This is a genomic window from Dyadobacter sp. HNCC25DJ183, assembly GCF_056895175.1.
In genome coordinates, this window is sequence record NZ_JBXHAP010000001.1 from 908,451 (window position 1) to 932,114 (window position 23,664).

Here is a 23,664-nt window from a genome sequence, read left to right on the forward strand (position 1 = left end):
TTTTCCGGCAATTTATGCTCTTCCAATTCTTGCATTCAACTCAGGCGTGCTCACGATTATTCTTCGGCAATTGCAGGTTTATCCACCGGTGGATACTACACCACAATTCTTCCAATGCGACAAAATCAACAGCAAACAGACTTATTGCACTCGCATAGCAGAGAGAGGAACACGTTTTTTTACCGTTAAAAAAGATTTTACAGAAAATTCAAAGCCACTCCGAACTATACGCACCTGTTAAGTGTATAAGCAGTACGAAATTCAGCTTTGACGCACGAGATTCGAATATTATTCAGATATGATAGGATATCGCAGAACATGGGCAACAACGAACTGATACTTGATAAAACGGATCTCCACATTCTCCGCCTTATGCAGGAAAATGCGAGGATCACCAATGCCGATCTGGCCAGGGAGTTGGAAATGGCGCCTTCTGCGGTTTTGGAGCGGGTGAAAAAATTGGAACAGAAGAATGTGATCAGGCAATATACCACGCGCATTGATCCCGCCGCACTCCGCCAGACGCTGCTCGCATTCATATCGATCAAATCGGCAGAGGGAATGGGCAGCAATGCGACGGCCAGGGAACTCGCCAAAATTCCTGAAGTGCAGGAAGTGCACCACATTGCCGGGGAAGACTGCTATCTCGTCAAAGTACGCACTTTTGACTCAGCCTCGCTGATGGAGCTGATGCGGAATTCGTTCAGCAAAATCCCCAAGATCATCTCGACCCGAACTACGATCGTCCTGGAAACTGTCAAAGAAGAACAACTATTAGTCATTCCTGAAAAATAAAAGCGTATGAAAACGGCAAACACAACTCCGTCAACCGCCCTGATTGTACTCGCTTATGCAACGGTTTACATTGTATGGGGCTCCACCTATTTCTTCATTCAAAAGGCACTTGCAGGCTTGCCGCCATTCTTTTTGGGCGCATTCCGCTTCGTAGCATCCGGTCTGATTATGCTGACGTGGAGCATCTTGCAGGGTGATCAGGTATTTTCTCGGAAAGCGATCAAGCCAGCGATTGTAACCGGCTTGCTGCTGCTTTTTGTAGGAAACGGGATTGTGATCTGGGTTGAACAATTTCTGCCAAGTGCAATGGTCGCCATTATGGTGTCCTCTGCCCCACTCTGGTTTGTGTTGCTGGATCAGCCGAAATGGGCGCAAAATTTTAGCAACAAATCTACCATAGTCGGACTTCTGATCGGATTTGCGGGGGTTATCCTGCTTTTCAGCGAGAAAATAATGGCCTCAATGAGTTCCTTAAACAGCTCACGCGATTTGTTTGCAATGGCGCTGGTAGTTGTTGGCTCAATGGCCTGGGCCGGCGGATCTTTGTACTCCAAATACAATTCTGGCTCCACCTCTGCCACCGTCAACTCCACCTGGCAAATGTTTGCAGCCGGAATCGCATTCACGCCTGGCATTTTCCTGACGGGAGAACTGGAAGGTCTTGACCTTGCCACTGTACCCGCAAGCGTCTGGGGGGCTGTCATTTACCTCATAGTATTTGGCTCCATTATCGGATACAGCGCTTATGTGTGGCTGTTGAAAGTCCAGCCTGCTACCAAAGTAAGTACCTATGCATACGTTAACCCTGTTGTTGCGGTATTGCTCGGGATATTTTTTGCCAAAGAAAGCATTAGTCTCCTGCAGATCGCAGGCCTTGTGGTCATTCTCGGAAGTGTGTTGCTGATTAACTTACATCAATACAGAAAGCCGAAGGTACTCGCAGGAAATGCTGTCTAGGATCATGTGTTGGTACAACATAATGTGATTACTCAGCTACAAAGCGTGAGGTCCGACACTCTTTCTACCTCTGAAATATCCCTGTTGCGACGGATCAGGACAATGATACGTTCAAAATCGATTAACCTTGAAACTTCAAATGCAATAATACCGACGAAGCTTTTTCCTTTGCTGCGGAAGTTCAGCCGCTTGATTTTTGCACCTTCAACCGATTCCACCGTAGCAGTAATTTTGTGTAAGCTGGCCGCATTGCGGTAATTAATCCTTAATAGAAAAGTGTCATTCATTTGGCTTGACTAATTTATATGATGGCTAATCTGGATTCTTTGTAAAAGGCAGGCACCCCTTCGTAGATGCCTGTCAATACCTTAACGATATAATCTACCTCGTCGAAGGTGTTCAGCTTGCTGAATGAGAAGCGTACATTTTCTTTGTTTTTCTGACAAGGCAATGCGGCGATCACGTGTGAGGTACCCTGGCTCGAACAGGCACTCCCGCCCGAAGCGGCAATCCCCGCCTGATCGAGTTGCTCCACAATGCTGCCCGCTGACAGACAGGGGAATGAGACATTAAGTACATTAGGAATGCTGTTCTCGACCGACTTGCTGTCCCCATTGTAACAAATACCTTCTATCCTGCTGACAGCCAGTTTGGAAACAAGGTAGTGTTTCAGTTTACTGACCTGCAATTGATCTTCATCCAGGTCGCGGTAAGCTACTTCGAGTGCACGCGCCAATCCTACGATCCCGATCACATTCTCGGTACCGCCGCGCTGGCCCCCCTCTTGTCCGCCACCCAAAATCAATGGGGCAATCCTGTGTTTTTTGTTGATATAGATAAATCCTACGCCTTTCGGTCCATGAAATTTGTGCGCAGATCCCACCAGAAAATCGACATTTTCGCGGCTCAGATCAAACCGGATCTTGCCGATTGTCTGGGTAGTATCTGTGTGGAATATAGCATTATAACGTTGAGCAAGAATACTGATGGCGTGGATATCGGTCAGGTTGCCAATCTCATTATTGGCATGCATTAAGCTGATCAATGTCCGTGGATTGGCCCGGAGCAGATTTTCGAGATGATACAGATCGACATTGCCCCGCTCGTCCAGGCGAACAAAGCTGATCTCGATATCCCCTTCTTTTTCATGGCGCGCCAATGTTTGCAAAACGGCTTTATGCTCGATTTTGCTGGTAATCACGTGACTGATTTCGTACGCACGGATTGCACCGGTCAGCGCCAGGTTATTGGCTTCGGTTGCCCCTGATGTAAAATAGATTTCCGCGGGTGAAGCTCCGAGTAAGGCCGCAACTGTCCTGCGTGCACTTTCAACTCCTTCCCTAGCTTTAAGGCCGGCCCAATGAGTGGATGAAGGATTTCCATAGTTTTCGGAGAGATAAGGTATGATCGCATCGATCACCTCGGGATCAAGCGCTGTGGTAGCGGCGTTGTCACAATAGATTTTCATACTTTCAAATGCTTTAATTTGGTTTTTGTCTCAGCCAAATACGTTTACTGCACGCGAACGTCATTTATAAGCAGCGCAATTCAGCGCGGCATTATTCAATCATTCAATACACTCGTAATCCGGTGGCTGGATTCTAGATTTATCAATAGAATTAGGTTGGGGCACCTTAAAAGTTTTAGGTTGCCAGAAGATCATAGAGCCTAACCTCTCCCTTCCTTCTTTATAAATCTACTAATTCGATAGACAAAGATGAAATAAAGAATCTGAATATCCAAATGGGCATTGAAAAATTTAGGGAAGATTATTCCTGAACAGGATTGTAGTAGCGCAGCACGAATGTTATTCCATTCGCTTCGTCAGCGCATTCAGCTCTGACTCTGTGGGAGTTGCGGAAGGGATTCCGTTGGCAGGGACCTGGATCTTGGCCGACCAGGCGATCGCATTCAAAACCAGTTTGCGGAAATTATCATTTTGCCAGTTCTTATGCATGTGTCCGCCTGTAAAGCCAAAGCCCCGGCCGCCGTCGGGCCTGTCGAAAGCCCAGGCGAGGGTTTGTAATTCTTTTCTTTCCAACACAGCTTCACGCACATATTTATTATTAGAGTGTGTACCGTCGGGCTGTTTAAGCGTAGATTCTGGCGGAAGTGCCTGCAAAATGGGTGTGATGTTCTTCATATCCTCTGCAAAGCGCATGTGGTAGTACCATTCGTCCAATATGGAGAATGGCTTTACCCCATTTGCAACAGGATGGTCAGGGTAGCGCGCGAATGCAGCTTCCCAGACCGGGTTAACTGACCAATTGGTCTCAAAATAGCCGCCGATCCATTTTCTGAACTGATCGCCCGGCGCTCCTTTTGGCACTTCCAGTGAAAAATGCAGAAAAACCAGACCAACTCCTTTGTTAGTCAGCCGGTTAACCTGCTCGGCGTGCAGATAAGCCATGTGATTGGCGTCACCTCCATCGGAATAAATCACAATGGCATCTGCATCTTCTAATATGCCGGGATCGGCAGGCCAGCCATTCCTTACAATGATCGCGGAAGCTTGCGGCACACTGTCGTTCAATGCTTTTGCAAGAAGAGTTGCGCCTCCATTATGCTCATGCTCACCTTTACCGTGACTGTCAGGGCCAGTGATAAAAACAATCTTCTTCTTTGCCTGAGATTTCGCCTGCCCATTTTGAACTGGCTGGGCAATGATATTTGTGTAAACAAGTACGAAAAACAGGATTGCTTTAAGCGCTTTTAGCATGGTTTTCTTGTCAAAGTGAAACATACCGGCCGATCGTAGCTGCGGTTGGCTATCCCAAACGGATTTCATAAGTACCGCTTTCACTTTTTTCCGGCACAGCTAATTCAAATTGTTCAGTTTGCTTTTCGCGCAAGTAGTTTTCTACTGCCAGGATTGCATCATTTTCATTTTCAACGTCTGAAACAGAAAGGATAACGCCTTTTTCCAGCTTTCCTGAACTGTCTTGATTTTTAACACTTGGCATAGCTTTCGATTTTAATGGTAAAAACTTAGATAACGAATTGAATAGTGTGCGGGGTTGGATATAGATAAAAGCGGCCAGCATGAAAGTTCAGACTGGCCGTTTTTAACACTTAACATTGGTTCAGATTACCTTCTTGGAATTGATCCACCTGTACTTGCGCCACCTGATGACGGTGTACCCGTGCTTCCTGGTACTGTTGATGAAGGTGATGTTGTGCTACCTGGCACGGTCGAAGGTGACGTAGTGCTACCTGGGATATTCGTGCGAGGTACATTATTGGTACCTGGAGTTGTAGTGCTTCCAGGGATAGTGCTTGATGGTTGCGTTGTGCTACCTGGCAATGTGCTCGAAGGCTGAGTAGTGCTGCCTGGCAGGGTCGAAGACCTGTTTGTTCCCGGAACTGCCGTCGGATCTGTTGTTGTACGTGGTACATTATCAGTTGACTGCGTAGTACCTGGAGTTGTGCTGCCCGGCATTGTCGTCCGCTGCGGAGTTGTTCCCGTTGGCTGCGTGGTGCTGCCCGGTAAAGTTCCTGTTGACTGCGTTGTGCTACCTGGCTGCGATGTTCCTGGCAATGTGCCCGGTTGTACAGTGCTTCCAGGAACCGTTCTTGGCTGCGTACTTGATCCCGCGCTTCCAGTGCCAGTCGTCGGCGATGTAGTGGAGGTAGCAGGAGTTGTTTGCGCAAAAGCAACTGTTGTACCCAACAATGCTAATCCTAATATGTTCATTTTTAATGCTTTCATGACATTTATTATTAAGTGAATAATCTGTTAATGAATGTGATAATTTGAAACAGATACAAAAAAGATCGTACCAGAACGAAGCGCCACAAACTGCTACGCGCTATACGTTTCCGCTTGCATTACTATACGTTAATGTGCTATTCGGGCACATTTAACACCATTATTTATGTCCCGAATACCCCTCCTATTCGACCGATCCACACACCAGATTTAAGGTTTACTTTATCGAGATTTGATAAACAAAATCAAAGCACTATGGAGAAAACACAGGAGATATTAACGGGAGATAAAACAAGCTCAGCCATTGAAAGCCAGGTTGTTAACAAAGAAGATTGGCTGCAAGCCCGTCTTGCATTGCTTGAAAGAGAAAAAGAACTGACCCGCCTGACAGACCAGATCGCCGCCGAGCGCAGGAAGTTGCCGAGAGTAGTTGTTGATAAGGATTATCAATTCGAAAGTACCGTAGGCACGGTCTCGCTTTCAGAACTGTTCAATGAAAATAGTCAGCTTATCGTTTACCATTTCATGTTTGCACCGGAATGGGAAGAAGGTTGCCCGGGTTGTTCCTTTTTTAGCGATCATATCAGTGGTCCGGACCTGCACATCCCGCACCACGATGTGTCAATAGTGGTGGTATCCCGCGCGCCTCTTGCCACGATCTTGCCTTTTAAGAAGCGAATGGGTTGGAATTTTCAATGGGTATCCTCTTACTGCAGCGATTTCAATTACGATTACCACGTCTCATTTACTCCCGAACAAGTTGCAAATGGGCAGGTATACTATAATTACCAATATCAGGCACTCGATTCGGTAACCGAGTTACCGGGAGTAAGTGTGTTTTACAAGGATAGCAACGGAGTGATTTACCATACTTACTCCACTTATGCAAGAGGATCAGATACGCTGCTCGGCGCTCACGCGTACCTTGACCTGACACCAAAAGGGCGAAATGAGGATGCAACAATGGACTGGATGCGCCATCACGATAAATACGAAACCAATAAGGGCAGAAGCAGCTGCTGCCACTAGCAACATGAATGGAAGTTATCCTTCCTCATTGTGAGGGGAATAACTTCCACAAATTACAAATCAATGCAGATCAGCGCTCTTCCATTACCAGATCCACGCGTTAAGTCACCAGGTTTACGGCAGAAATAACTACCTTTACTAACAAAATGTAAGCAGTATACAAAAGGTTAGTCAAATAGCTATTATAAGAATGGAGACAAAATTGATACAGCGGATTTCCAAGGTAGAATGTACAGGAAAGCTGAACGCATTAGGCGATGCACTTTATGTAATCGGTGGAAAGTGGAAATTGCACGTGATTATCGCGCTTACAGAAGGAAACAAGCGCTTCAACGATCTTCAAAGAACCATTACCGGCATTTCTGCCAGAGTACTTTCCAATGAGTTGAAAGAATTGGAATTGAATGGTTTTGTAAAGAGGATTGTACATACCGAGCCGAATGTACTGATCGAATACGAGCTCACTCCATACAGCGACACACTTCAACCCGTATTGAACGAGCTGGTAAAGTGGGGTGAAATGCACCGGTCGAAGATCCGTAGCGAGTGGGAACCTGCTACTGTGCTGGAAGCGTCACTGTAATATGCCACATATCTCCTGAGTTGGTTACCTTGTCGGTACCCCAAACGCCAGGTCCGCCGTCTGCCCTGAGATAGACGCCAAAGACGAGAGTGGTGATATTTGATCCTTTGACCAGCACACTGCCGCAAGCTGCTCCCCCGCCACAGTTGCCGGTAATGGGGCTTTTATCGTGCAGGATTTTGGTTTGCGCATCATTGATCACCATTTCCCGGTTTCCTGAGATTTTAGTCAATGTCAAATCAGGCGAGACCAGTTCAAGTTCTGTTGCAAAACCCAGTCGCTTGTCGCTGAAATTGGTCGTTGCGCCCAATCCTACAAAAGATAGCACGGGATTATTTACCGGCCTGCTGAATTGGAGGCGAAGCTTGCCGTAATAGTAGCGGCTGGTGTCTGAGGTCGGGGCCTTGGCTGTGATCAAAGGCTTGGCTGAAAGGAATATTTGCACACCAGGATTGGCATACAGATTAACTCCCCGGCCAACCGGTCCATTCGGATGTGCGGTAAAAATGGAACGGGTTGTGTCGGTAAAATAATAGTTGCTGTTCACCACCGGAACCTGTCTCACGTGCGTACTGCTTGCACCAGAGGCTGCACCGAATGTTAACCCGGTAACGTGCTGCGGAACATTCACGTAAGTCTGGTCATCGAAGCTGAGTGTCAGCGTAAGTTCTTTCTCCGGCTTTTGAAAGTAAATCCCGTCATCGGTATTACCGTTCCTGTTAAAGAAAAATGAGAGCGTCTGCGGAATGGAAGTGGGACCTTTCGGAACAGGTGGCTTGTAGCTGTTACTGACGCCATCCTGTACAAATTCTAATGTATGCTGTGCAAAAACGGACGGGATTGAACCCAGCAAGAACAGCAGCAGGCCCGAAAATCGGGACACTCTGGTAAGTGAAGAAAGCATGTGTACTTATTTAAATATCGTTGAGAATGCCAATTGCACAGGCAATATAGGATTTATGATGCACGGTTAGGAAGATTTAACACAAAATTTACCTTCCCACACCTGCACGGCTGGCGTGATTTAAACAGCTGTATGGTCACCAAGCAGCTTTGCAACGCGCGGATCAAGCGGCGGGGTAAGACTCGCGAAAAGCCACCAGGGATGAATTCTGGCACCTGCTTTAACCAACTTTTCAATAATAGATAAGTGATGCGGGGCGACACCTTCGTGTACAGTTGCCCACAGCGTTTGATCCAGCACCGTTCCGCCGAACTCATTCCTGGCTTCCAGCGGCGCTTTTCTGCGCAGCAAAATCTGACATGTTTCCGTACAGCCATAGTAGGCTGCCCAATGCAGCGCAGTCCACCGGCAGAAATCTGTGGATGCAATACTCACTCCCTGATCCAGCAGGAATTCAACCACTTCGGCCCTGTTGTGCATTGCAGCCCACACCAATGCAAGTTCGAGCTGCTTTTCGGGATTGCTCCTGCAATCAGCCCAGGGTACCTGCACAGTTGGCGTCTGGGATTTCAACATTCCTCTTCCTCTTAAATAACCGGAAACCTCTTCAAGGTGCCCCAATGCAGCGGCCGCGACGATGGTATCTACCCTTGCGCCGCGGCGCACCAAGGTTTCGGCGGCGAGCGGGTAATGAAATGATATGGCGGTAAGCAATGGGGAACAATCGTTGTTGCAGCCGTTTACAGCCGCGCCGTAATCGAGCAGTTTTTCGACCAATGCAGTCTGTACACCTGCGCGGGCGGGATGCACACTGGAAACGAGCAAGTCAAGCGTCGTGTGCCAGTTACTTCCATAAACATCCGCCGCAGCATCCACTTCGCTGCCTGCATCAAGCAGGGTTCCCGCAATTGAGGTTGCATTGGTCGCAGACTTCTGCCTGAATTGTTCCACCCCGTTGGCAGCCAGGTAATGCAGAAGCGTCGCCCTGTGAGTGCGCGTGGAGCGGGTACTGATTAACGCAGGATCTTCGGCAATCAGCCTGCTGAGCGTATGCACGTCACCGCTCACAATTGCATCTGCCGCCTGCTCAAACCGGCAGGTAAGAGAACTTTCATCGTCAAGCTCGGTAAGGTGGCTCGTAAATACACGGTAGTCTGCAAAACCATGCTGCCGGGCAATGGTCAGTCTGGCGTCATCTATGTTAAACTCGCTCGACGAAAGGTTAACCTCATTGAATTTGTGAGGATCAGGGTGGTATTTCAGCACGTACTTAACGGAGTGGTCATCCAGCTGAAGGTATGACTTCAGCAACTCCCGCGACTTTTGCTCGTAGCTCTCCAGCGTTGGCTGGATGACGAGAGTGATCACATCAGTGGTATTCATAATCGTTGCGGAGAGGTTGTAAAGGCTGCTGAACATGACCGGAAACTAAATTCTTGCACGTTCAGCAGCCGTTTAGGCAATAAAATAGACCGGAAATCAGATTCTATTGATCCAACCTCCCACAAACTTATTATTCGGTAAACGCCCGAAACCACCGATACCCGTAAGCTTCCAGCGTAATGGTATGATTACCGTCGCTATCCACCTGACTTTCAATATTATTCATTAAATCAATGAGCCGTCCTGTACCTGCCTGCTCTTCGGGCACTACCAGCTCCAAAGATTGTGCCTGGAAATTGTGCCACACGAAGAGGATTTTGGACCGCCAGGTATATTTCATGCCGAGTATCTGCTTGTGGCCGGTATCCAGGATCTCCCAGTTACCGTAGCCGATTTCGGGACATTCTTTACGTAGGCGGATCAATGTCGTCATCCAGTTGAGCAGCGAGCCCGGATCGCGGCGCTGGCGCTCCACATTGGTATGTTCATAGGAATAATAACCGTCGCGCACCACCGGATTGACAAGTTTTTCTGCTTTTGAAAACCCGGCGTTATTTTCGGCTGACCATTGCATCGGTGTTCTTACTGCTGCACGCTCCGGCAGGGTAAGGTCCTCCCCCATTCCTATCTCATCCCCGTACCGGATCACCGGCGTACCCGGCAGGGAGAACATCAGGCTGTATGCAAGCTCGGTCTGCTGCCGGTTACCGAGCATCGGCGAAAGCCGCCTGCGGATACCTCGTTCGTAAAGCTGCATTTCCGGGTCAGGCCCGAAGCGCGCAAAAACCGTCGCACGCTCTTCTTCTGTGAGCCTCCCCAGATCCAGCTCGTCGTGGTTCCGCAGAAAATGGGCCCATTGACTGTTTGCCGGGATTTCCCTGGTTGCTTCCAGTGCTTTAATTAACGGTTCGGTATCAGACGTAGCGAGTGCCAGAAAGGTATATTGGTTTACAAAAAAATTGAACATCAGGTGGATCCCGTCCCCTTCGTCACCAAAATATTGCTTGCTCTCTTCGGGAAGTACATTGGCCTCGCCCAGCAAGACCGCATCGCCACGCCGCCATTGCAAAAACTGCCGCATCGCTTTGAGATGTTCAAAATGCATGACAGGCTTTGTCTCGTCCGGCCCCTGAGACTCCAAGATGAAAGGTACCGCGTCAACGCGGAAACCGGCAATGCCGAGTTCCAGCCAGTATCCCATAATGCGCGCTATCTCGGCACGTACTTCCGGATTATCTGTGTTCAGATCCGGCTGAAATTCATAGAAGCGGTGAAAATAGTAGCTGTTGGTTTTTTCGTCAAGCGTCCACGTGGCTTTTTGGACACCGGGGAATACCATTCCCTTGTTCCAGTTTTTAGGTCTTTTGTCTGACCAAACGTACCAGTCACGTTTCGGACTGTCTTTGGAAGACCTGGCATCCTGAAACCAGAGGTGCTTGTCGGAGGTATGGTTAACCACCAGGTCAATAATTACTTTGATACCCAGCTGCCTGGCTTTGTGGATGAAATTGACAAAATCCCCGCTCGATCCGTGCCGGGGATCCACGCCATAAAAGTCACTGATATCGTAGCCATTATCGCGGTTGGGTGTGGGTTGAAAGGGCGCAAGCCAGATCGTGTCGAGTCCCATTGCATGTAAGTAATCCAGACGGTTGCATAATCCCTCAAAATCGCCGATACCATCATTGTTACCGTCCATAAATGTTTCAAGGTCGAGGCTGTAAATGACCGCGTTCTTGTACCAAAGCTCTTCAAGCATCTTGTTTTAAGTTTTGTTGAGAAAAGAATTTTAATCAAAATCGGCCTGTACCCACTCTGCAATATCATTGGTATTGTGTGTAATCAGCTCGGGCGCATATATTTCGACAAACATCTGATTTTGTTCATCAAACTCACCCTCGCGCCATTCTTCTTCATCGTGCCGCCTGAATCTGACAAGCGTTCCATTTTCCGGCCATTTCATTTCCATAAATTAAAAAGCTGACAAATGCATGGTAACGTCACCATACTCTTGCCAGCTTACTGCGAAAACCTTGCCGGGCGTCCCTAAACTCCCGTTCAATTTTCCCTGCTATACATATTAAAGGCTAATAGATGCTTCTTGAAAATGGACTCAAACCGCCGCGCCTCATCCTCTTGCTTCGCCCGTTTGCATTCCTGAGCAAGGGTTTGCAGAATGTATAAATCTGTATTAACCTCCCTGCTCGCAGCACCTCCGTTTGCTTTGATCCACGTCAGGTTATCATCCGCTCGCAGCGCCATTGTTCTCGCAGAATCCAGCGCCTTCTTTTTCTCCCCCACGTCAAACAATACACCCACAAAGCCAGCCGAAATCTGGTCGAACGGAATGGTATCGTCGGGCATTACGCGCATTGCTTTGTCTGCTACCTGGCGCGCCTTTTCTACTTTCCGCTCCGCAATCAGCTGCTCGGCAAGCCGCAGAAAAGATAGTCTGGCTGTAAACACCGGCGAGCCCCGGTAGGTATCGTCATAATAAACGCTTGGGTTGCCGGTTTCCCGCCAGAAGGTCTTGTGCATCATGTTTTCGAACATAATATCAGAATTGACGTAACCGTCAGTGGCACCCGGAACACGCACAGGCAACAAGCGGTAAGCATACCCTTCGAGCTGTAAATACTCCTGCAAGCCGAGGTTATGCGAAGAGCCCATAGTTGAGGAGAAATAAACGGGTCGTTTCCAATTGTTACTTGCAATAATATCCAGTATCACCAGGTCACTTTTGATCAGGTCCTTGTTCCCGATCTGCCAGCTCATGGAGTCGGTAACAAATGGGACCAGGTTTTTGCTGACGATGTTCATTGCTTTCACCTGCTTTGAATCAACGGGCAAAAACAGGTTGGCGGAAGGCAGGATAGAGGTCATATCGCCACTGGTAAGCGGCACCTGAATGGCCTTATTTTTCTGCTGGACCAGTTCCAGATACTCTTTCAGGTTTATCCCGGCTTTCACAGAGGGAATCTCGTAAAAAGGAATGAACTCGTTTTTGCCCCTCGTATAAGCATTGCTATCGAGCGACAGCGGCAGTGCTTCCGATTTGTTTGTTTTCCTTTTCAGCTGACTGATGTACCAGTCAATGCCCAGGAAAGTCTGCACGCAAACACGCACATCCGTCCTGAAACCTTCCACCTCCTGAACATACCACAACGGAAACGTATCATTATCTCCGCCGGTAAACAGGATTGCATTCGGCGCACAGGAGTTGAGCAGGTTCCTTGCAAAATCAACGGAGTGGTAGCGATTGCTCCTATCGTGGTTATCCCACCCTTTTGCAACCAGTATCACCGGTACCGACAAGCCCGCCGCAAATGCGATACTTGTCCTCAACGCATTTTTCCTGACCAGCCTTGCAAGCAGCGAAGCAACAGCCAGTACGCCGATCCCGATCCACATGGAAAAGACGTAAAAGGAACCCACGTAAATATAATCGCGCTCCCGCGGCTCGCTGGGTGGGGAATTCAGATAGAAAACCAATGCGAGTCCCGTGAGAAGAAACAGCAGGCCAAGTACCAGGAGATCTTTTCGGCTGCGCCGGTACATATAGAGAAAACCTGCTATCCCAAGCAAAAAAGGCAGCATCAGAAAATTATTGTGTCCCCGGTTCCCGGCAATGGACATCGGATAACCCGCCGCTTTCCAGGGCAAGAGCGTACCCGCTCCTTCCCGGTCACTTTCGCGGCCGACAAAATTCCATAGAAAATAGCGCCAGTACATGTGACCGAACTGATGCGAAAACATATACGCTAGATTTTGCCGCATGCCCGGTTGCTGGCCTGGGGCCAGTCCGGTCATTTGCTGGTAGAGCTGCGAATGCCCGGGCTGGGAGCTGTACATGCGCGGCAGAAGCATTTTGCTCCCGGGTGCGTATTCGTATTCCGGCCGGTGGTCGATAATGACATACTTTCCATCCTTTTTTGCGTAGACAGGTTCGCCGCGCTTCTGGCTCACCGGATTGGAGACGAAAGACGGGCCGTAAAGCAATGGGCGGCTTTCGTACTGCTCCCGTTTGAGATAAGATACAAAACGCAGCACGTCACTGGGATCGTTTTCATTGATCGGAGGATTGTACCCCGAGCGAACCAAGACCAGCACGTAAGATGAATAACCTGTCAGCAAGAAGGCAAGTGACAGCAAGGCGGTGTTCAACAGAACCCTTCCGGCTTTTTGTGACGAAAAGATTCCCCACGTCAGAATGCCCAGGAACAAGAATATGAAAACGGCAATTCCATAGTTATAGGGCAAGCCCAATGTGTTTACAAAGAAGATCTCGAATTTGCCTGCCAGGCCGGGAAGTCCGGGAATGATGCCTGTATTAATAATCCCCAGGATAGCCAGACCGATCAGAAAAGCGGCGGTACCACCGAGAAAAGTTGGTTTCGGGTATTTTTTAAAATAATAAATCAGTGCAAGCGCCGGTAATGCAACCAGGTTCAGCAAATGCACGCCAATGGAGAGCCCAACCAGGTAGGCAATGAAGATCAGCCAGCGGTTGGCCAGCGCAGGATCTTCTATTTTCTCCCATTTAAAAGCAGCCCAGATCACTACTGCTGTAAAGAAAGAGGACAGTCCGTACACCTCCGCTTCCAGGGCCGAAAACCAGAACGAATCGGACCACGCGTAAGCCAGCGCGCCTACTACACCCGATGCAATAACAAGTACCGATTCATTGGGCAATAACTCATTTTCTGCTTTACCAAAGAGCTTCAATGCGAGCAGGACAATCGTTTTGAACAAAAAGAAAATCGTGAAAGCGCTGCTCACGACTGACACCATATTGACCCAGTAAGCAACCTGTGTCACATCGCCCAAAGCGAGTAATGAAAACAGGCGACCGATAAGCAGGAACAACGGCGAGCCGGGCGGGTGAGGGACTTGCAATTTGAATGCGCAGGCAATAAATTCACCACAGTCCCAGAAACTTGCCGTACGCTCCATTGTCATGACGTAAGTGACCAATGTAACGGCAAAAAGCGACCAGGCGGTGTACAGATTGAGTTTTCGAAAGGGGATCATCGCGAATAGTTTTGGCCGGATTAGAAGATGGGCCAAAACTATTCAATGCATTTCTGCGGGTGTGTACCGGGTTTCTTAAAAAAAGTTAAGCCGATTAAGCAACTGCCGGGCTTTAACTTTCTTTAACAGAGGCAGCTGGCAATGTGGTTGCGCAGCTGCTTTAACGAGCGGCTAGCTGACAATAAGGAAGAAGATACTGTAAATGATCGACATCCAGAGCAACGAACCGGTTAGTACGGTAAGCACGACGGTTCCAAAGAATGGTAGCTCCGCAGGTTTCGCGTAGGTAATTGAGGTTTCCATTTCAAACAACACTTATTGATGATAGAAGAGATAATTGGACTATAAAGAGATAATACTACACTATGCTACTTTCCTGTTTTTGTAAATTTCGACTTTTTTAAACAATTCAAGAATATTTGTAACATTTAGCTTTTCAAAAATCCTTGCCTTATAAGTACTTACCGTACTTTCCTTGATATTGAGATCAGTTGCAATATCTTTTGTCCACTTACCTACAAGCAGCATATCCATAATTTCAAGCTCCCTGTTGGACAAGATTTCAAGCGGACTTTGTTTACTGTCTTTTTCAAGCATACTGTTGCTTACCAGCTGATGCTGAACAACCTTACTGATATAAGTACCGCCGCTCATAACAGCCGTAATTGCTTTTTCAAGTTCGTCATTGGACGCGTCTTTGGGCAGGTAGCCGCTCGCGCCGGCTTTATAGTAATGCAGGGCATACAGCTCCTCGTCCTGAGATGAGAAAATGAGGATTTTTACTTTGTTTTGAATACTCCTGATTTTGCCGATCATATTGAATCCTTCCCCGCCTGGTATCTTGATATCCAGTATCACCAGATCAAAGAACCGGCTTTGCAGGTGCCGGAGTGTTTCATTGAAACTACCGGACTCGACAATCGACACTTGCGTCATAAAATCTTCGATCAGCAGCTTCACACCCATTCGCACAATTGAATGGTCTTCAACAAGTAAAATTGTTTTCATCAAATAGATAATTGCTTTAAACCAAGTTAAAGTTAACTCATCGCAATGAGAAATGTTTGTAGAAATTTAACTACTAAGGATTATTCTTTGAAAAAATAATGTGAATTGAAGTTCCACGGGGAGTAAACGGCTGTGCCAGGAGCTTGGCGCGTATCAGGCCGCTGATTTCCTTTACGATCAGCAAGCCCATTCCGAAGCTCTGCGGATTGTGTTCCGGACCGGGAATCCTGTGCGGACTGTTGATCCATTCCATAATCCCAGGATCCATTCCGGGGCCGGTATCACTGACGATCAGGTGCAGCTGGTTGCGATGGTCTTCGCAGGTAATTTTGATTTGACCCTGAGAGGTAACCTTGTTCGCATTGTCGATCAGGTTGTGCAGGATAATGCCCACGAGTTGCAGGTTGCTTTTGAGGATTACACCTGATTCAACTGCATTGACAAGTGAATTGCATTGACTTTCCGCCTGTTCAGCAAAAATATCCAGCTTTTGCTCCACCAGTTCACACACATCCAGGTAAGCAAAGTTTACATCCGTATTCTTGTACCTGAACTCTGTGTATTCCAGCAGGTTTTTCATGAAATTATAAAGCCGGTAACTCGACTGGCTGATCGCACGCACCGTCGGCAGGTCGGGATAATTCTTGGCGAGGCGAGCGGTTGTAGTCATCAAAAAACGAAGCGGACTTTTGATATCGTGAGAAATACTCGCGAGCAAATGCTTCTGATGCACGAATTCCTCCTGCTGCTTGATCTGTGCCTGTTCCAGCTTTCCGATATTTTCCGTCAATTCAATAGTACGCGCGTCCAGCACTTCCATCGTCGCATTAAAGGAGCTGAAAAAGTAATAATGGATCAGTACCAGGAAGAAGAAATCATTGACAAGGAAAAGAGCCGCTGCAAAGCTTCCCGAGCCAAGCGGCCCGAGCGGGATCTCCGCCCCCACTGTATTCCCCAGGGCCAGATACAGGACAAATGCAGCCAGCGCGATGGCAGAATAGATGAGCCCGAGGCGGTTACCCAGTCCGTAAAAAGCACAAACACTGGCGATACCGGCATATTGTATTGTGACCAGGTTCAGCGTCTTGTCGACAATGAACAGGTTGGTCCAGAGGATGAACAGGAAAACGTTGACGGCTATATGAATGGCTAAACGCCAGTGTAATCCCAGGGTTAACGCAATGTAGAATAACAACGAAACGCAGAAGAGAACAGCGATCCTGACACTCTGCTGCTCGTAATCCTGTAAGAGAAAGAAAACCAACAAAACGCCGGTAGACAGAATCCTTAAATGAAGGATGTAAGCCAGCACGCGTATACGGACCCGATCTAACGTATTTACCTCAGTAGCTAGTTGTTTGCGGACCGGCCATTCCAGAAATGATGAACTCATGCGCAAAAATTACATAGTCGTCCCTTGTACCAACATTCATATACAAAGGGAGGGCAAAAGAATGCACATAAGTATGCAGACAGCCAAAACTAGCTAAAAATAACAAATAGCCATGTAGGGAAATTTCTACAAAAGAAATTAGCCAAATCCACGAGTAAAGTTCAGATGCTGTGCTATACTTGTATTGACAATGGTTACTGATACAAGCTATCGCAAAGGCGCATTGATGTGAACCGGATTGATTTGTTTATAAACGTTGAGTATATCTTACACCTTCCGGTTTTGCCGCGAAGGTGTTTTGTATTTGGCCGGCTGCCAAAAAGTTATTGTAATCGGAAGAGGAACGAGAGTACTTAATGCGGGATTGTAATGCAGGGCTTCTGGAAAGTCCCGGAAGATAAGCCAGTTTGGAGTCGGAAGCGGCTAGTTACCTTTGTCAGAATTTTCCTTAGCCTGCCTTTTCGATTTTTTCACTTCTCCCGGCGTGAATTCTCCATTAATCCATCTCACAAAATTCTTGGATTGAACCTGGTACACCTGCGCGGACAATGGTTTCAAATCTGACTTTTCGATCTCTGTAAGATAGTCGGCAAGAAGCCTGTTAATTTCGTCTAGATACTTACTCTGCGTTTTCATGCGGGTTTGTTATAGTGGTTACTGATTAAAGGAATTTTCCAACACTGAATGGACATTTTCGGCTAACTAACCGGTTACAATTATACTTTATTCATATTAAAGGCGGAGTGAGTTTGTGGTGAGGCGGCCAAAATCAAGGGTGTAGCGGCCCCTTCATGGGGGCACAATTATCCGGAGCCGGAGCGTGGCTGTTAACTGTAAATTCTAAATGAAGCTTTGCCCGCCAGGATTCAGCTCAGCGGGGAGACGCGAAATACTTCGGAAAGTCTGTTATTAAGGCTTTACATCAAAGCGAGGGGCAATGCGCCGACTTAGTCGCACACGCAAAAGCAGGCAAGCGCGGCCTTAACGCGCGTAAAGTTGAACTCTTGTGAATGTGCCGGATTGGAAACTTTCAGCTTGCTTCCGTCTGCCGACTTCTCGATAAGAAGCTTGATAGGATAGTTGATCATTTTAGCGCCGGTACCCGTGAAGTAAACCGCCGTAATGGAGCGCTTCTCACCTGCCGGAAATTTCACAGCACGAAAAACAATCTCGTAACAGCACCCACCTACAATCTTGTAATTGTCTCCGTCAGGCACCATTGAAATGCAACCCTCGGACCATTGTTCAGTTGGGGTGATCTTATCATCGGACTTACATCCGATAAACAGGACAATTAAAAGGGACGTGATGGATGCCAGCTTTTTCATATTGCAAGTGTTAGGAACAACCATGAGACCAGCATTTCGGCCAAAAGGTTGGAAAGCAGCAATGCCGGAATAAATCTTCCGGCATTGCTGCTTTCCATGGCTAAAAATGAATGCTACTTTCTCTGTCTCAGATACACATTGTTACTGATGGATTCCAGCCTGACGTCGGGCCCACCTCCTTTAAAGGTACCTTCCAGCAAGTACCCTACGATCGGGTTTTTGTCCTTTTTGGTTTTAAAATCAATATCAAGATCTGAATAAACTTCGCCGGTGATGGTCTTCATAGCCACGTTCGCCCCTTTGGAACCCAGCCAGCTCATATCCACATATCCGCTGATCGTTTTGGCGAGTACCGGGCTGCTCGCATCCTGGATATCAATGTTACCGTCTATCGTTTCCAGTTTCAGCTGGGCATTGCGCGGCAGGAAAACGTGGTAGTGGATTTCCTTGCAAACGTACCGCGCATCGCCGTCCTTGTCTGTCCAGTAACCCGACTTGGTATCCGGACAGTCGGACTTGCGGCTTTGTTTCAAAAGTTGCTCATCAAAATCGGTACTCAACTTCACTTCGTCGGCTGTCCGGCTGGACCGGATCAGCAGTGCATCATTCAGCCGGCCACCATTGATGGTAATATCCATTTTTACAAGCGCCTCCTGCTTATCCCAGTAACGCACCACGATACTATCGGCAAATTTCAGTTCAAGATTAACTGTTTGCCCGGTTTTAAAAGGCAGTACTTTTTCTACTTTCTTCTGCGCCATAAGCGGAGCAGCAAAGAAGCACAGGCAAATGATCAGGTTTAGATTTTTCATGGTGGCTCAGGTTTATTTCTGTTTACGGATATATATGTTGCTGCTGATCGTATTAAGCTGAACTTCAACGCCGCCCCCATTGGTGCTGCCTTCGATGTTGTTCGCTCCGCCCAGTCTGGACAGCCCGTCTTTCGCGTTCTTCACGCCCAGGTCAAAGTCCGTATACATTTCGCCATTGATGGACCGCAGCTTCATGTTCGACTTTGCTGTGGCCGGAAGCGAAACGTCAATTTCTCCGCTGATCGTCGAAATAGCGGTCGGCTTGCTTTGGCTTAAACCGGAAAAAACCACATTTACATTGCCGCTCGTGCTGTTTGCGACAACAGGTCCGGTGACCTTGTTAAGATTGATATTCGCATTGTTGGTACGGATTTCGAGATCTCCGTCCATATTAGCAACCACCACATTGGAGCCGCCACTCCAGTTGGTTTCCTGGAATAATACCGCGACCTGTTTCGGCAAACGAATGGTATACTTGACGTCTTTGCGAGTAACTTTATCCACTTTCAAGGTATTGCCTTCTGTCACTACCGACAAGCCGATGCCCGTGTTATCTACGCCAGAATAGTACAATGGCTTCAATCCCTTTGCACGATCAGGCGGGGCTTCATAGCCGGACGAGGCGGCGATAAATACTTCGTCACTGTTGTGGCCTTCGATTTTGATATCGGCGGCTGCCATTTCGATGACCACCTTCTTTTCTTTTGAATTGGCCAGCTTTGTTTTGAATTCAAGGTTCTGAGCGTCTGCGCGGGAAAGGCAATACAGTACACCCACACCTAATAACAGTGCATTTTTCATGGTTTTGATAAAAATTATGGATTGAAATTCGACTATAAACTTTGCGTATTGACCTGGTTCAGCTCGCTCCACCCCTCTTCCGCTCTCAGGCGCACCACTTCCATTACCTTTTGGTTCTGGGCAATTTCCCTGAACTGGTCACTGGCGCGCTTTTCCTTTATCGCCACCAGCGCCTCGATCAACGAGATCTGGATGTTCGGGTCGGTCTGGATAGCCAGGGAGCGGATGAGCGCTTCATTCACTTCGGGCTCATTTTCAAAATGCACCAGTGCCTGACAAGCCGCGAGACGTACATTGATATTCGGGTCAAAATTGAGGGTATTGATCAGCAGCTGCGTGATATCCCGGTCTACATTCGTAAGCTCGTAGCTCTGGTTCACCGCCTGTATCCGCTCGCTTGCCGAGGTAACATTCATTTTCTCGAACGAAAGCACATTCTTCATCGCTACCACCGGCGCGTCGCCATTCTCCGCCGGATCCGGGTTGCTACCCTTCATCTTGCCAGACTGAAAAAACCAGCCGCTCGCAAAACCAACAATGAGAAGCGCAACGCCCGCAGCTATCCTCACGAGCCAGCCTGCAAACCGCCGCACCGGTCCCTGTTTGGGTGGGTCCATTTCCAAAGCCAGCTTGCTGGTAAATGTAAGCGAGGGAAGCTCCTGGCTTGCTTCGGTAAAGTAGCCGAACTGGGCGGCGTGGCTCTTCAAATGCGGCGGTACCTGTTCATCACGGAAGAACCTTTTAAGCTCCCGCTCCTCCTCCACACTGGTTTCCCCGTCGTAATATTTCTCTAATAACTTTTCAATATCCACTTTCATAATTGCTTGCTTTAAGGTAAGTCTCCCGCAGCTTCTGCCGTGCCCGGGAAAGGATTACACGAATATTCGCATTGGTCAGCCCTGTTACTTCTTCTATCTCTTCAAACGAATACTCTTCCACATCCCGCAGGTGCAGCACCAGCCTGTATTGTTCGGGCAATGCGTCAATAAGCTTGTGTATCAATGCAGTGCCATCGTTGCTTTCCAGCTGCCGGTAAGGCGACAGTTCCAATGTTTGCACCTCGCCCAGATCAGCCCCGCGTTCTACCTTTTGGTTCTGGTGGGATTTGAGTTTGTCAAGACATAGATTTCTCGTCATCTGAACAGCCAGCGCTTCGATGCTCTGGTAAGTTTCAAGCTGCTGCCGGTTGGTCCACAGCCTCATCAACACATCCTGAATGGCATCCTCAGCCTCCTCCCTGTTGCGAAGGAACATCTGCGCCAGTCGGAACAGGCGGCCTTGAACGGGCAATATGCGTTGATTGAAAGCTTGTAAATCCATTTCAATGACAAAGACGATCAACCACGAATTTCGTTACAGACTACTCAGAAATATTTTCGGGAGACGTTCGGCTACGAACAAAATCCGTCCGCTTTTGAACAGAATAACATAGCAAAAAGGCGCTTTGAAGACGCCACGAGCAATTTAAGACAGGTGGCAAGACATTTGTCGACTCAGCTTATTCTTACACTTATCATCTTAGCCCGGGAATGATCAAAAACTACTTCAAGATCGCATTACGGACGCTGACCAAAAACAAGGTTTACAGCTTCATTAATATCTCCGGACTGGCTATGGGAATGGCCGTAGCGATGTTGATAGGATTATGGATCCACGACGAGCTATCCTATGACAGGTACTTCAAAAATTACAGCCGCATTGCCCAGGTCATGCAGCATCAAACGCGCAACGGAGACATCGACACCCAAAACTCGAATCCCTACCCGCTTGGCGAGGAGCTGAGGAGAAGTTATGGCAGCGACTTCAAGCATGTATTAATGTCGACCTGGATCAGCCCGCACATACTCACGTACGGCGAGACAAGGATCAGCAAAACAGGCCACTACATAGACGAGTCTGCACCGGAGGTATTTAGCCTCGAAATGATGCGGGGCACCTGGAAAGCGCTCAAAGAACCTTATTCGATCATCCTTTCTGAATCCGTAGCCAAAGCTTTCTTCGGAGATGCAGACCCGATGGACAAGGTTATCAAGCTGGATAACAGCACCAACTTGAAAGTGACCGGAGTTTTCAAAGACCTTCCCCACAATACTTCCCTGCATCAGGTGCAGTTCATGATGCCGTGGTCGCTGTACGAGATCGCGAATGCTTCGCTTCAAACGATGGAAGATCCGTGGAGGCCAAACAATTTCCAAATCTATGTGCAGCTGACGGAGCAGGCCGACATTGAAACTGTTTCAACCAGGATCAGAGATGTTAAAAAGAAACATATCCGGCCCGAGCAATTGACGTTTAAGCCCGCAGTTTTCCTTCATCCAATGGAAAAGTGGCACCTGTATTCGACCTTCAAGAATGGAAAACAAGTAAGTGGAAAAATCGAAAATGTCTGGCTTTTCGGACTGATAGGCACGTTTGTACTGCTGCTGGCGTGCATCAACTTTATGAACCTGAGCACCGCACGTTCCGAAAAACGTGCGAAAGAGGTAGGGATTAGAAAAGCGATCGGATCTGTCAGAAACCAGCTGATTGTCCAGTTTTTCAGCGAATCGTTTCTCGTTGTCGCATTTGCATTCACATTTGCATGCCTGCTGGTTTTACTGATACTTCATTTCTTCAATGAGGTAGCCGACAAAAAGCTCGACATGCTGTGGACAAACCCTGTATTCTGGCTGATCGGCCTCGCTTTCAGCCTCTTCACAGCCATAGTTGCGGGGAGCTACCCTGCGCTTTATTTGTCTTCTTTTCAGCCCATTAAGGTACTAAAAGGCACATTCAGGGTGGGGAGATTTGCGGCCGTCCCGCGGAAAGTGCTGGTAGTTGTACAGTTTTCAGTATCAATAGTATTGATTGTCGGCGCATTGGTTGTATACCGGCAGATTCAGTTTGCCAAAGACCGGCCCGTAGGATACGATCGCTCGGGCCTGATCACGATCTTTCTTTCCACGCCAGATATTCATACTCATTTCGACGTGGTCAGAAACGAGCTGAAAGGAGCCGGCGCGATTGCTGAAATGGCCGAATCCAGCAGTCCGGCCACTAACTCCTGGTCGTCTACAAGCGGACTCAGATGGAAAGGAAAAGACCCTGCATTATCCGTCGATTTCTCCTACAATGAAGTATCTCACGATTACGGAAAAACGGTCGGATGGAAGTTTATCGGCGGGCGCGATTTCAGCCGTTCCTTTGCCTCTGATTCCAGCGGCCTGGTGATCAATGAAGCAGCCGCGAAATTCATGGGACTGGAAAATCCGGTTGGTGAAGATTTAATGTGGTTTGATGAGCCTGTGAGGATAATAGGCGTTATCAAAGATATGATCGTCGATTCACCTTATGAACCTACCAAGCCCCTGATCTACAACCTGGGCAGGGAGCAGGGAGGTGTGATCAATATCCGGCTTGCTCCGGGGCTGAGTGCAAGTGCCGCTCTGGCGCAGGTAGAGCATGTTTTCAAGAAGTATGATCCCGGCGTGCCATTCCAGTTCAGCTTCGTTGACCAGGATTATGCATCCAAATTTTACGACGAAGTGAGAATTGCCAAACTGACTACTTTCTTTGCTGTCCTGGCCATATTGATCAGCTGCCTGGGACTTTTCGGGGTCGCCTCATTCATTGCAGAGCAGCGCACGAAAGAGATCGGAGTACGGAAGGTGCTCGGCGCAACGGTACTGAATGTCTGGGGAATGCTTTCCTGGGATTTTGTGGTGCTTGTTATTGTCGCATTCGTCATCGCAGCGCCTGTCGCTTACTATTTCCTGAATATCTGGCTGCTTAAATACAAATACCACACAAACATTTCCTGGTGGGTGTTCGCGGTGACGGGATCGGGAACATTGCTGGTAACCCTGGCAACAGTCAGTTTCCAGGCTATCAAAGTAGCCATGAAAAACCCGGTCCGCAGCTTAAAATCTGAATAGCAGCTTACCTGGTGCCA

At 48.0% G+C, this 23,664-nt stretch carries 24 protein-coding genes and 1 riboswitch; of the genes, 5 read left to right on the top strand and 19 right to left on the bottom strand.

Annotated elements, in window-relative coordinates:
• Window positions 1–318 precede the first annotated feature (318 nt).
• Window positions 319–795: an Lrp/AsnC family transcriptional regulator gene (locus AC1XTG_RS03655; RefSeq protein WP_056286783.1), complete on the top strand. Its 477-nt coding sequence runs from the start codon at window positions 319–321 to the stop codon at window positions 793–795.
• Between the two features lie 6 nt (window positions 796–801).
• Entirely contained in the window at window positions 802–1,752 is a 951-nt protein-coding gene (locus AC1XTG_RS03660; RefSeq protein WP_056286779.1) for an EamA family transporter, read from the top strand.
• 32 nt (window positions 1,753–1,784) lie between these two features.
• Here the strand turns inward: AC1XTG_RS03660 and AC1XTG_RS03665 are convergent, their stop codons facing one another.
• The 5 genes from AC1XTG_RS03665 to AC1XTG_RS03685 all read right to left on the bottom strand — a co-directional run bounded on the left by AC1XTG_RS03665 (window position 1,785) and on the right by AC1XTG_RS03685 (window position 5,461).
• Window positions 1,785–2,039, bottom strand: coding sequence for a hypothetical protein (locus tag AC1XTG_RS03665; protein ID WP_056286776.1), 255 nt, complete (start codon window positions 2,037–2,039; stop codon window positions 1,785–1,787).
• 14 nt (window positions 2,040–2,053) lie between these two features.
• Window positions 2,054–3,220, bottom strand: coding sequence for a cysteine desulfurase family protein (locus AC1XTG_RS03670; RefSeq protein ID WP_484841059.1), 1,167 nt, complete (start codon window positions 3,218–3,220; stop codon window positions 2,054–2,056).
• 136 nt (window positions 3,221–3,356) lie between these two features.
• A riboswitch (SAM riboswitch) is annotated at window positions 3,357–3,449 on the bottom strand.
• Between the two features lie 110 nt (window positions 3,450–3,559).
• Window positions 3,560–4,471: a ThuA domain-containing protein gene (locus AC1XTG_RS03675; RefSeq protein WP_484841060.1), complete on the bottom strand. Its 912-nt coding sequence runs from the start codon at window positions 4,469–4,471 to the stop codon at window positions 3,560–3,562.
• Between the two features lie 49 nt (window positions 4,472–4,520).
• The gene (locus tag AC1XTG_RS03680; RefSeq protein WP_056286765.1) at window positions 4,521–4,715 is read right to left on the bottom strand and encodes a hypothetical protein; all 195 of its coding nucleotides are present in this window, start codon (window positions 4,713–4,715) and stop codon (window positions 4,521–4,523) included.
• Window positions 4,716–4,840: 125 nt separating this feature from the next.
• Window positions 4,841–5,461 (bottom strand): hypothetical protein, encoded by a 621-nt coding sequence (locus AC1XTG_RS03685; RefSeq protein WP_157474781.1) that lies wholly within the window; start codon window positions 5,459–5,461, stop codon window positions 4,841–4,843.
• A gap of 255 nt (window positions 5,462–5,716) precedes the next feature.
• Here AC1XTG_RS03685 and AC1XTG_RS03690 point away from each other — a divergent pair, with 255 nt between their 5' ends.
• Together AC1XTG_RS03690 and AC1XTG_RS03695 are read left to right on the top strand one after the other, a co-directional pair.
• Window positions 5,717–6,490, top strand: coding sequence for a DUF899 domain-containing protein (locus AC1XTG_RS03690; protein WP_484841061.1), 774 nt, complete (start codon window positions 5,717–5,719; stop codon window positions 6,488–6,490).
• Window positions 6,491–6,680: 190 nt separating this feature from the next.
• The gene (locus AC1XTG_RS03695; protein WP_056286752.1) at window positions 6,681–7,073 is read left to right on the top strand and encodes a winged helix-turn-helix transcriptional regulator; all 393 of its coding nucleotides are present in this window, start codon (window positions 6,681–6,683) and stop codon (window positions 7,071–7,073) included.
• Here AC1XTG_RS03695 and AC1XTG_RS03700 read toward each other — a convergent pair.
• The 14 genes from AC1XTG_RS03700 to AC1XTG_RS03765 all read right to left on the bottom strand — a co-directional run bounded on the left by AC1XTG_RS03700 (window position 7,048) and on the right by AC1XTG_RS03765 (window position 21,053).
• On the bottom strand, window positions 7,048–7,977 hold the full coding sequence (locus tag AC1XTG_RS03700) for a hypothetical protein (protein WP_484841062.1): 930 nt from the start codon (window positions 7,975–7,977) through the stop codon (window positions 7,048–7,050). The two genes, AC1XTG_RS03695 and AC1XTG_RS03700, sit on opposite strands and share 26 nt — an antisense overlap.
• Before the next feature lie 120 nt (window positions 7,978–8,097).
• Window positions 8,098–9,360, bottom strand: coding sequence for an ankyrin repeat domain-containing protein (locus AC1XTG_RS03705; RefSeq protein ID WP_484841063.1), 1,263 nt, complete (start codon window positions 9,358–9,360; stop codon window positions 8,098–8,100).
• Window positions 9,361–9,490: 130 nt separating this feature from the next.
• The gene (locus tag AC1XTG_RS03710) at window positions 9,491–11,119 is read right to left on the bottom strand and encodes an alpha-amylase family protein (RefSeq protein WP_484841064.1); all 1,629 of its coding nucleotides are present in this window, start codon (window positions 11,117–11,119) and stop codon (window positions 9,491–9,493) included.
• A 30-nt stretch (window positions 11,120–11,149) separates the two neighbouring features.
• On the bottom strand, window positions 11,150–11,323 hold the full coding sequence (locus AC1XTG_RS03715) for a hypothetical protein (RefSeq protein ID WP_157474779.1): 174 nt from the start codon (window positions 11,321–11,323) through the stop codon (window positions 11,150–11,152).
• Between the two features lie 95 nt (window positions 11,324–11,418).
• Window positions 11,419–14,391, bottom strand: a complete 2,973-nt coding sequence (locus AC1XTG_RS03720) for a glycosyltransferase family 117 protein (protein ID WP_484841065.1) — start codon at window positions 14,389–14,391, stop codon at window positions 11,419–11,421.
• Window positions 14,392–14,562: 171 nt separating this feature from the next.
• On the bottom strand, window positions 14,563–14,694 hold the full coding sequence (locus AC1XTG_RS03725) for a hypothetical protein (protein ID WP_255356508.1): 132 nt from the start codon (window positions 14,692–14,694) through the stop codon (window positions 14,563–14,565).
• A gap of 60 nt (window positions 14,695–14,754) precedes the next feature.
• Window positions 14,755–15,399 (bottom strand): response regulator, encoded by a 645-nt coding sequence (locus AC1XTG_RS03730; RefSeq protein ID WP_056286738.1) that lies wholly within the window; start codon window positions 15,397–15,399, stop codon window positions 14,755–14,757.
• A gap of 73 nt (window positions 15,400–15,472) precedes the next feature.
• Complete coding sequence (locus tag AC1XTG_RS03735; RefSeq protein ID WP_056286734.1) at window positions 15,473–16,792, bottom strand: sensor histidine kinase; 1,320 nt, start codon at window positions 16,790–16,792, stop codon at window positions 15,473–15,475.
• Window positions 16,793–17,215: 423 nt separating this feature from the next.
• Window positions 17,216–17,428 carry a PD-(D/E)XK nuclease family protein gene (locus tag AC1XTG_RS03740; RefSeq protein ID WP_056286731.1) on the bottom strand — a complete coding sequence of 71 codons (213 nt, stop codon included), beginning with the start codon at window positions 17,426–17,428 and terminating at the stop codon, window positions 17,216–17,218.
• Between the two features lie 311 nt (window positions 17,429–17,739).
• Window positions 17,740–18,120, bottom strand: a complete 381-nt coding sequence (locus tag AC1XTG_RS03745; protein WP_157474777.1) for a hypothetical protein — start codon at window positions 18,118–18,120, stop codon at window positions 17,740–17,742.
• A 113-nt stretch (window positions 18,121–18,233) separates the two neighbouring features.
• Window positions 18,234–18,932, bottom strand: coding sequence for a DUF4097 family beta strand repeat-containing protein (locus tag AC1XTG_RS03750; RefSeq protein ID WP_484841066.1), 699 nt, complete (start codon window positions 18,930–18,932; stop codon window positions 18,234–18,236).
• Between the two features lie 12 nt (window positions 18,933–18,944).
• On the bottom strand, window positions 18,945–19,733 hold the full coding sequence (locus AC1XTG_RS03755) for a DUF4097 family beta strand repeat-containing protein (protein ID WP_056286722.1): 789 nt from the start codon (window positions 19,731–19,733) through the stop codon (window positions 18,945–18,947).
• Window positions 19,734–19,765: 32 nt separating this feature from the next.
• On the bottom strand, window positions 19,766–20,551 hold the full coding sequence (locus AC1XTG_RS03760; protein WP_484841067.1) for a HEAT repeat domain-containing protein: 786 nt from the start codon (window positions 20,549–20,551) through the stop codon (window positions 19,766–19,768).
• Window positions 20,535–21,053 carry an RNA polymerase sigma factor gene (locus tag AC1XTG_RS03765; protein WP_484841068.1) on the bottom strand — a complete coding sequence of 173 codons (519 nt, stop codon included), beginning with the start codon at window positions 21,051–21,053 and terminating at the stop codon, window positions 20,535–20,537. Before AC1XTG_RS03765 ends, AC1XTG_RS03760 begins: the two co-directional genes overlap by 17 nt.
• Before the next feature lie 209 nt (window positions 21,054–21,262).
• On the opposite strand from AC1XTG_RS03765, the gene AC1XTG_RS03770 reads away from it, so the two are divergent.
• Window positions 21,263–23,647: an ABC transporter permease gene (locus tag AC1XTG_RS03770; RefSeq protein WP_484841069.1), complete on the top strand. Its 2,385-nt coding sequence runs from the start codon at window positions 21,263–21,265 to the stop codon at window positions 23,645–23,647.
• Window positions 23,648–23,664: the final 17 nt, after the last annotated feature.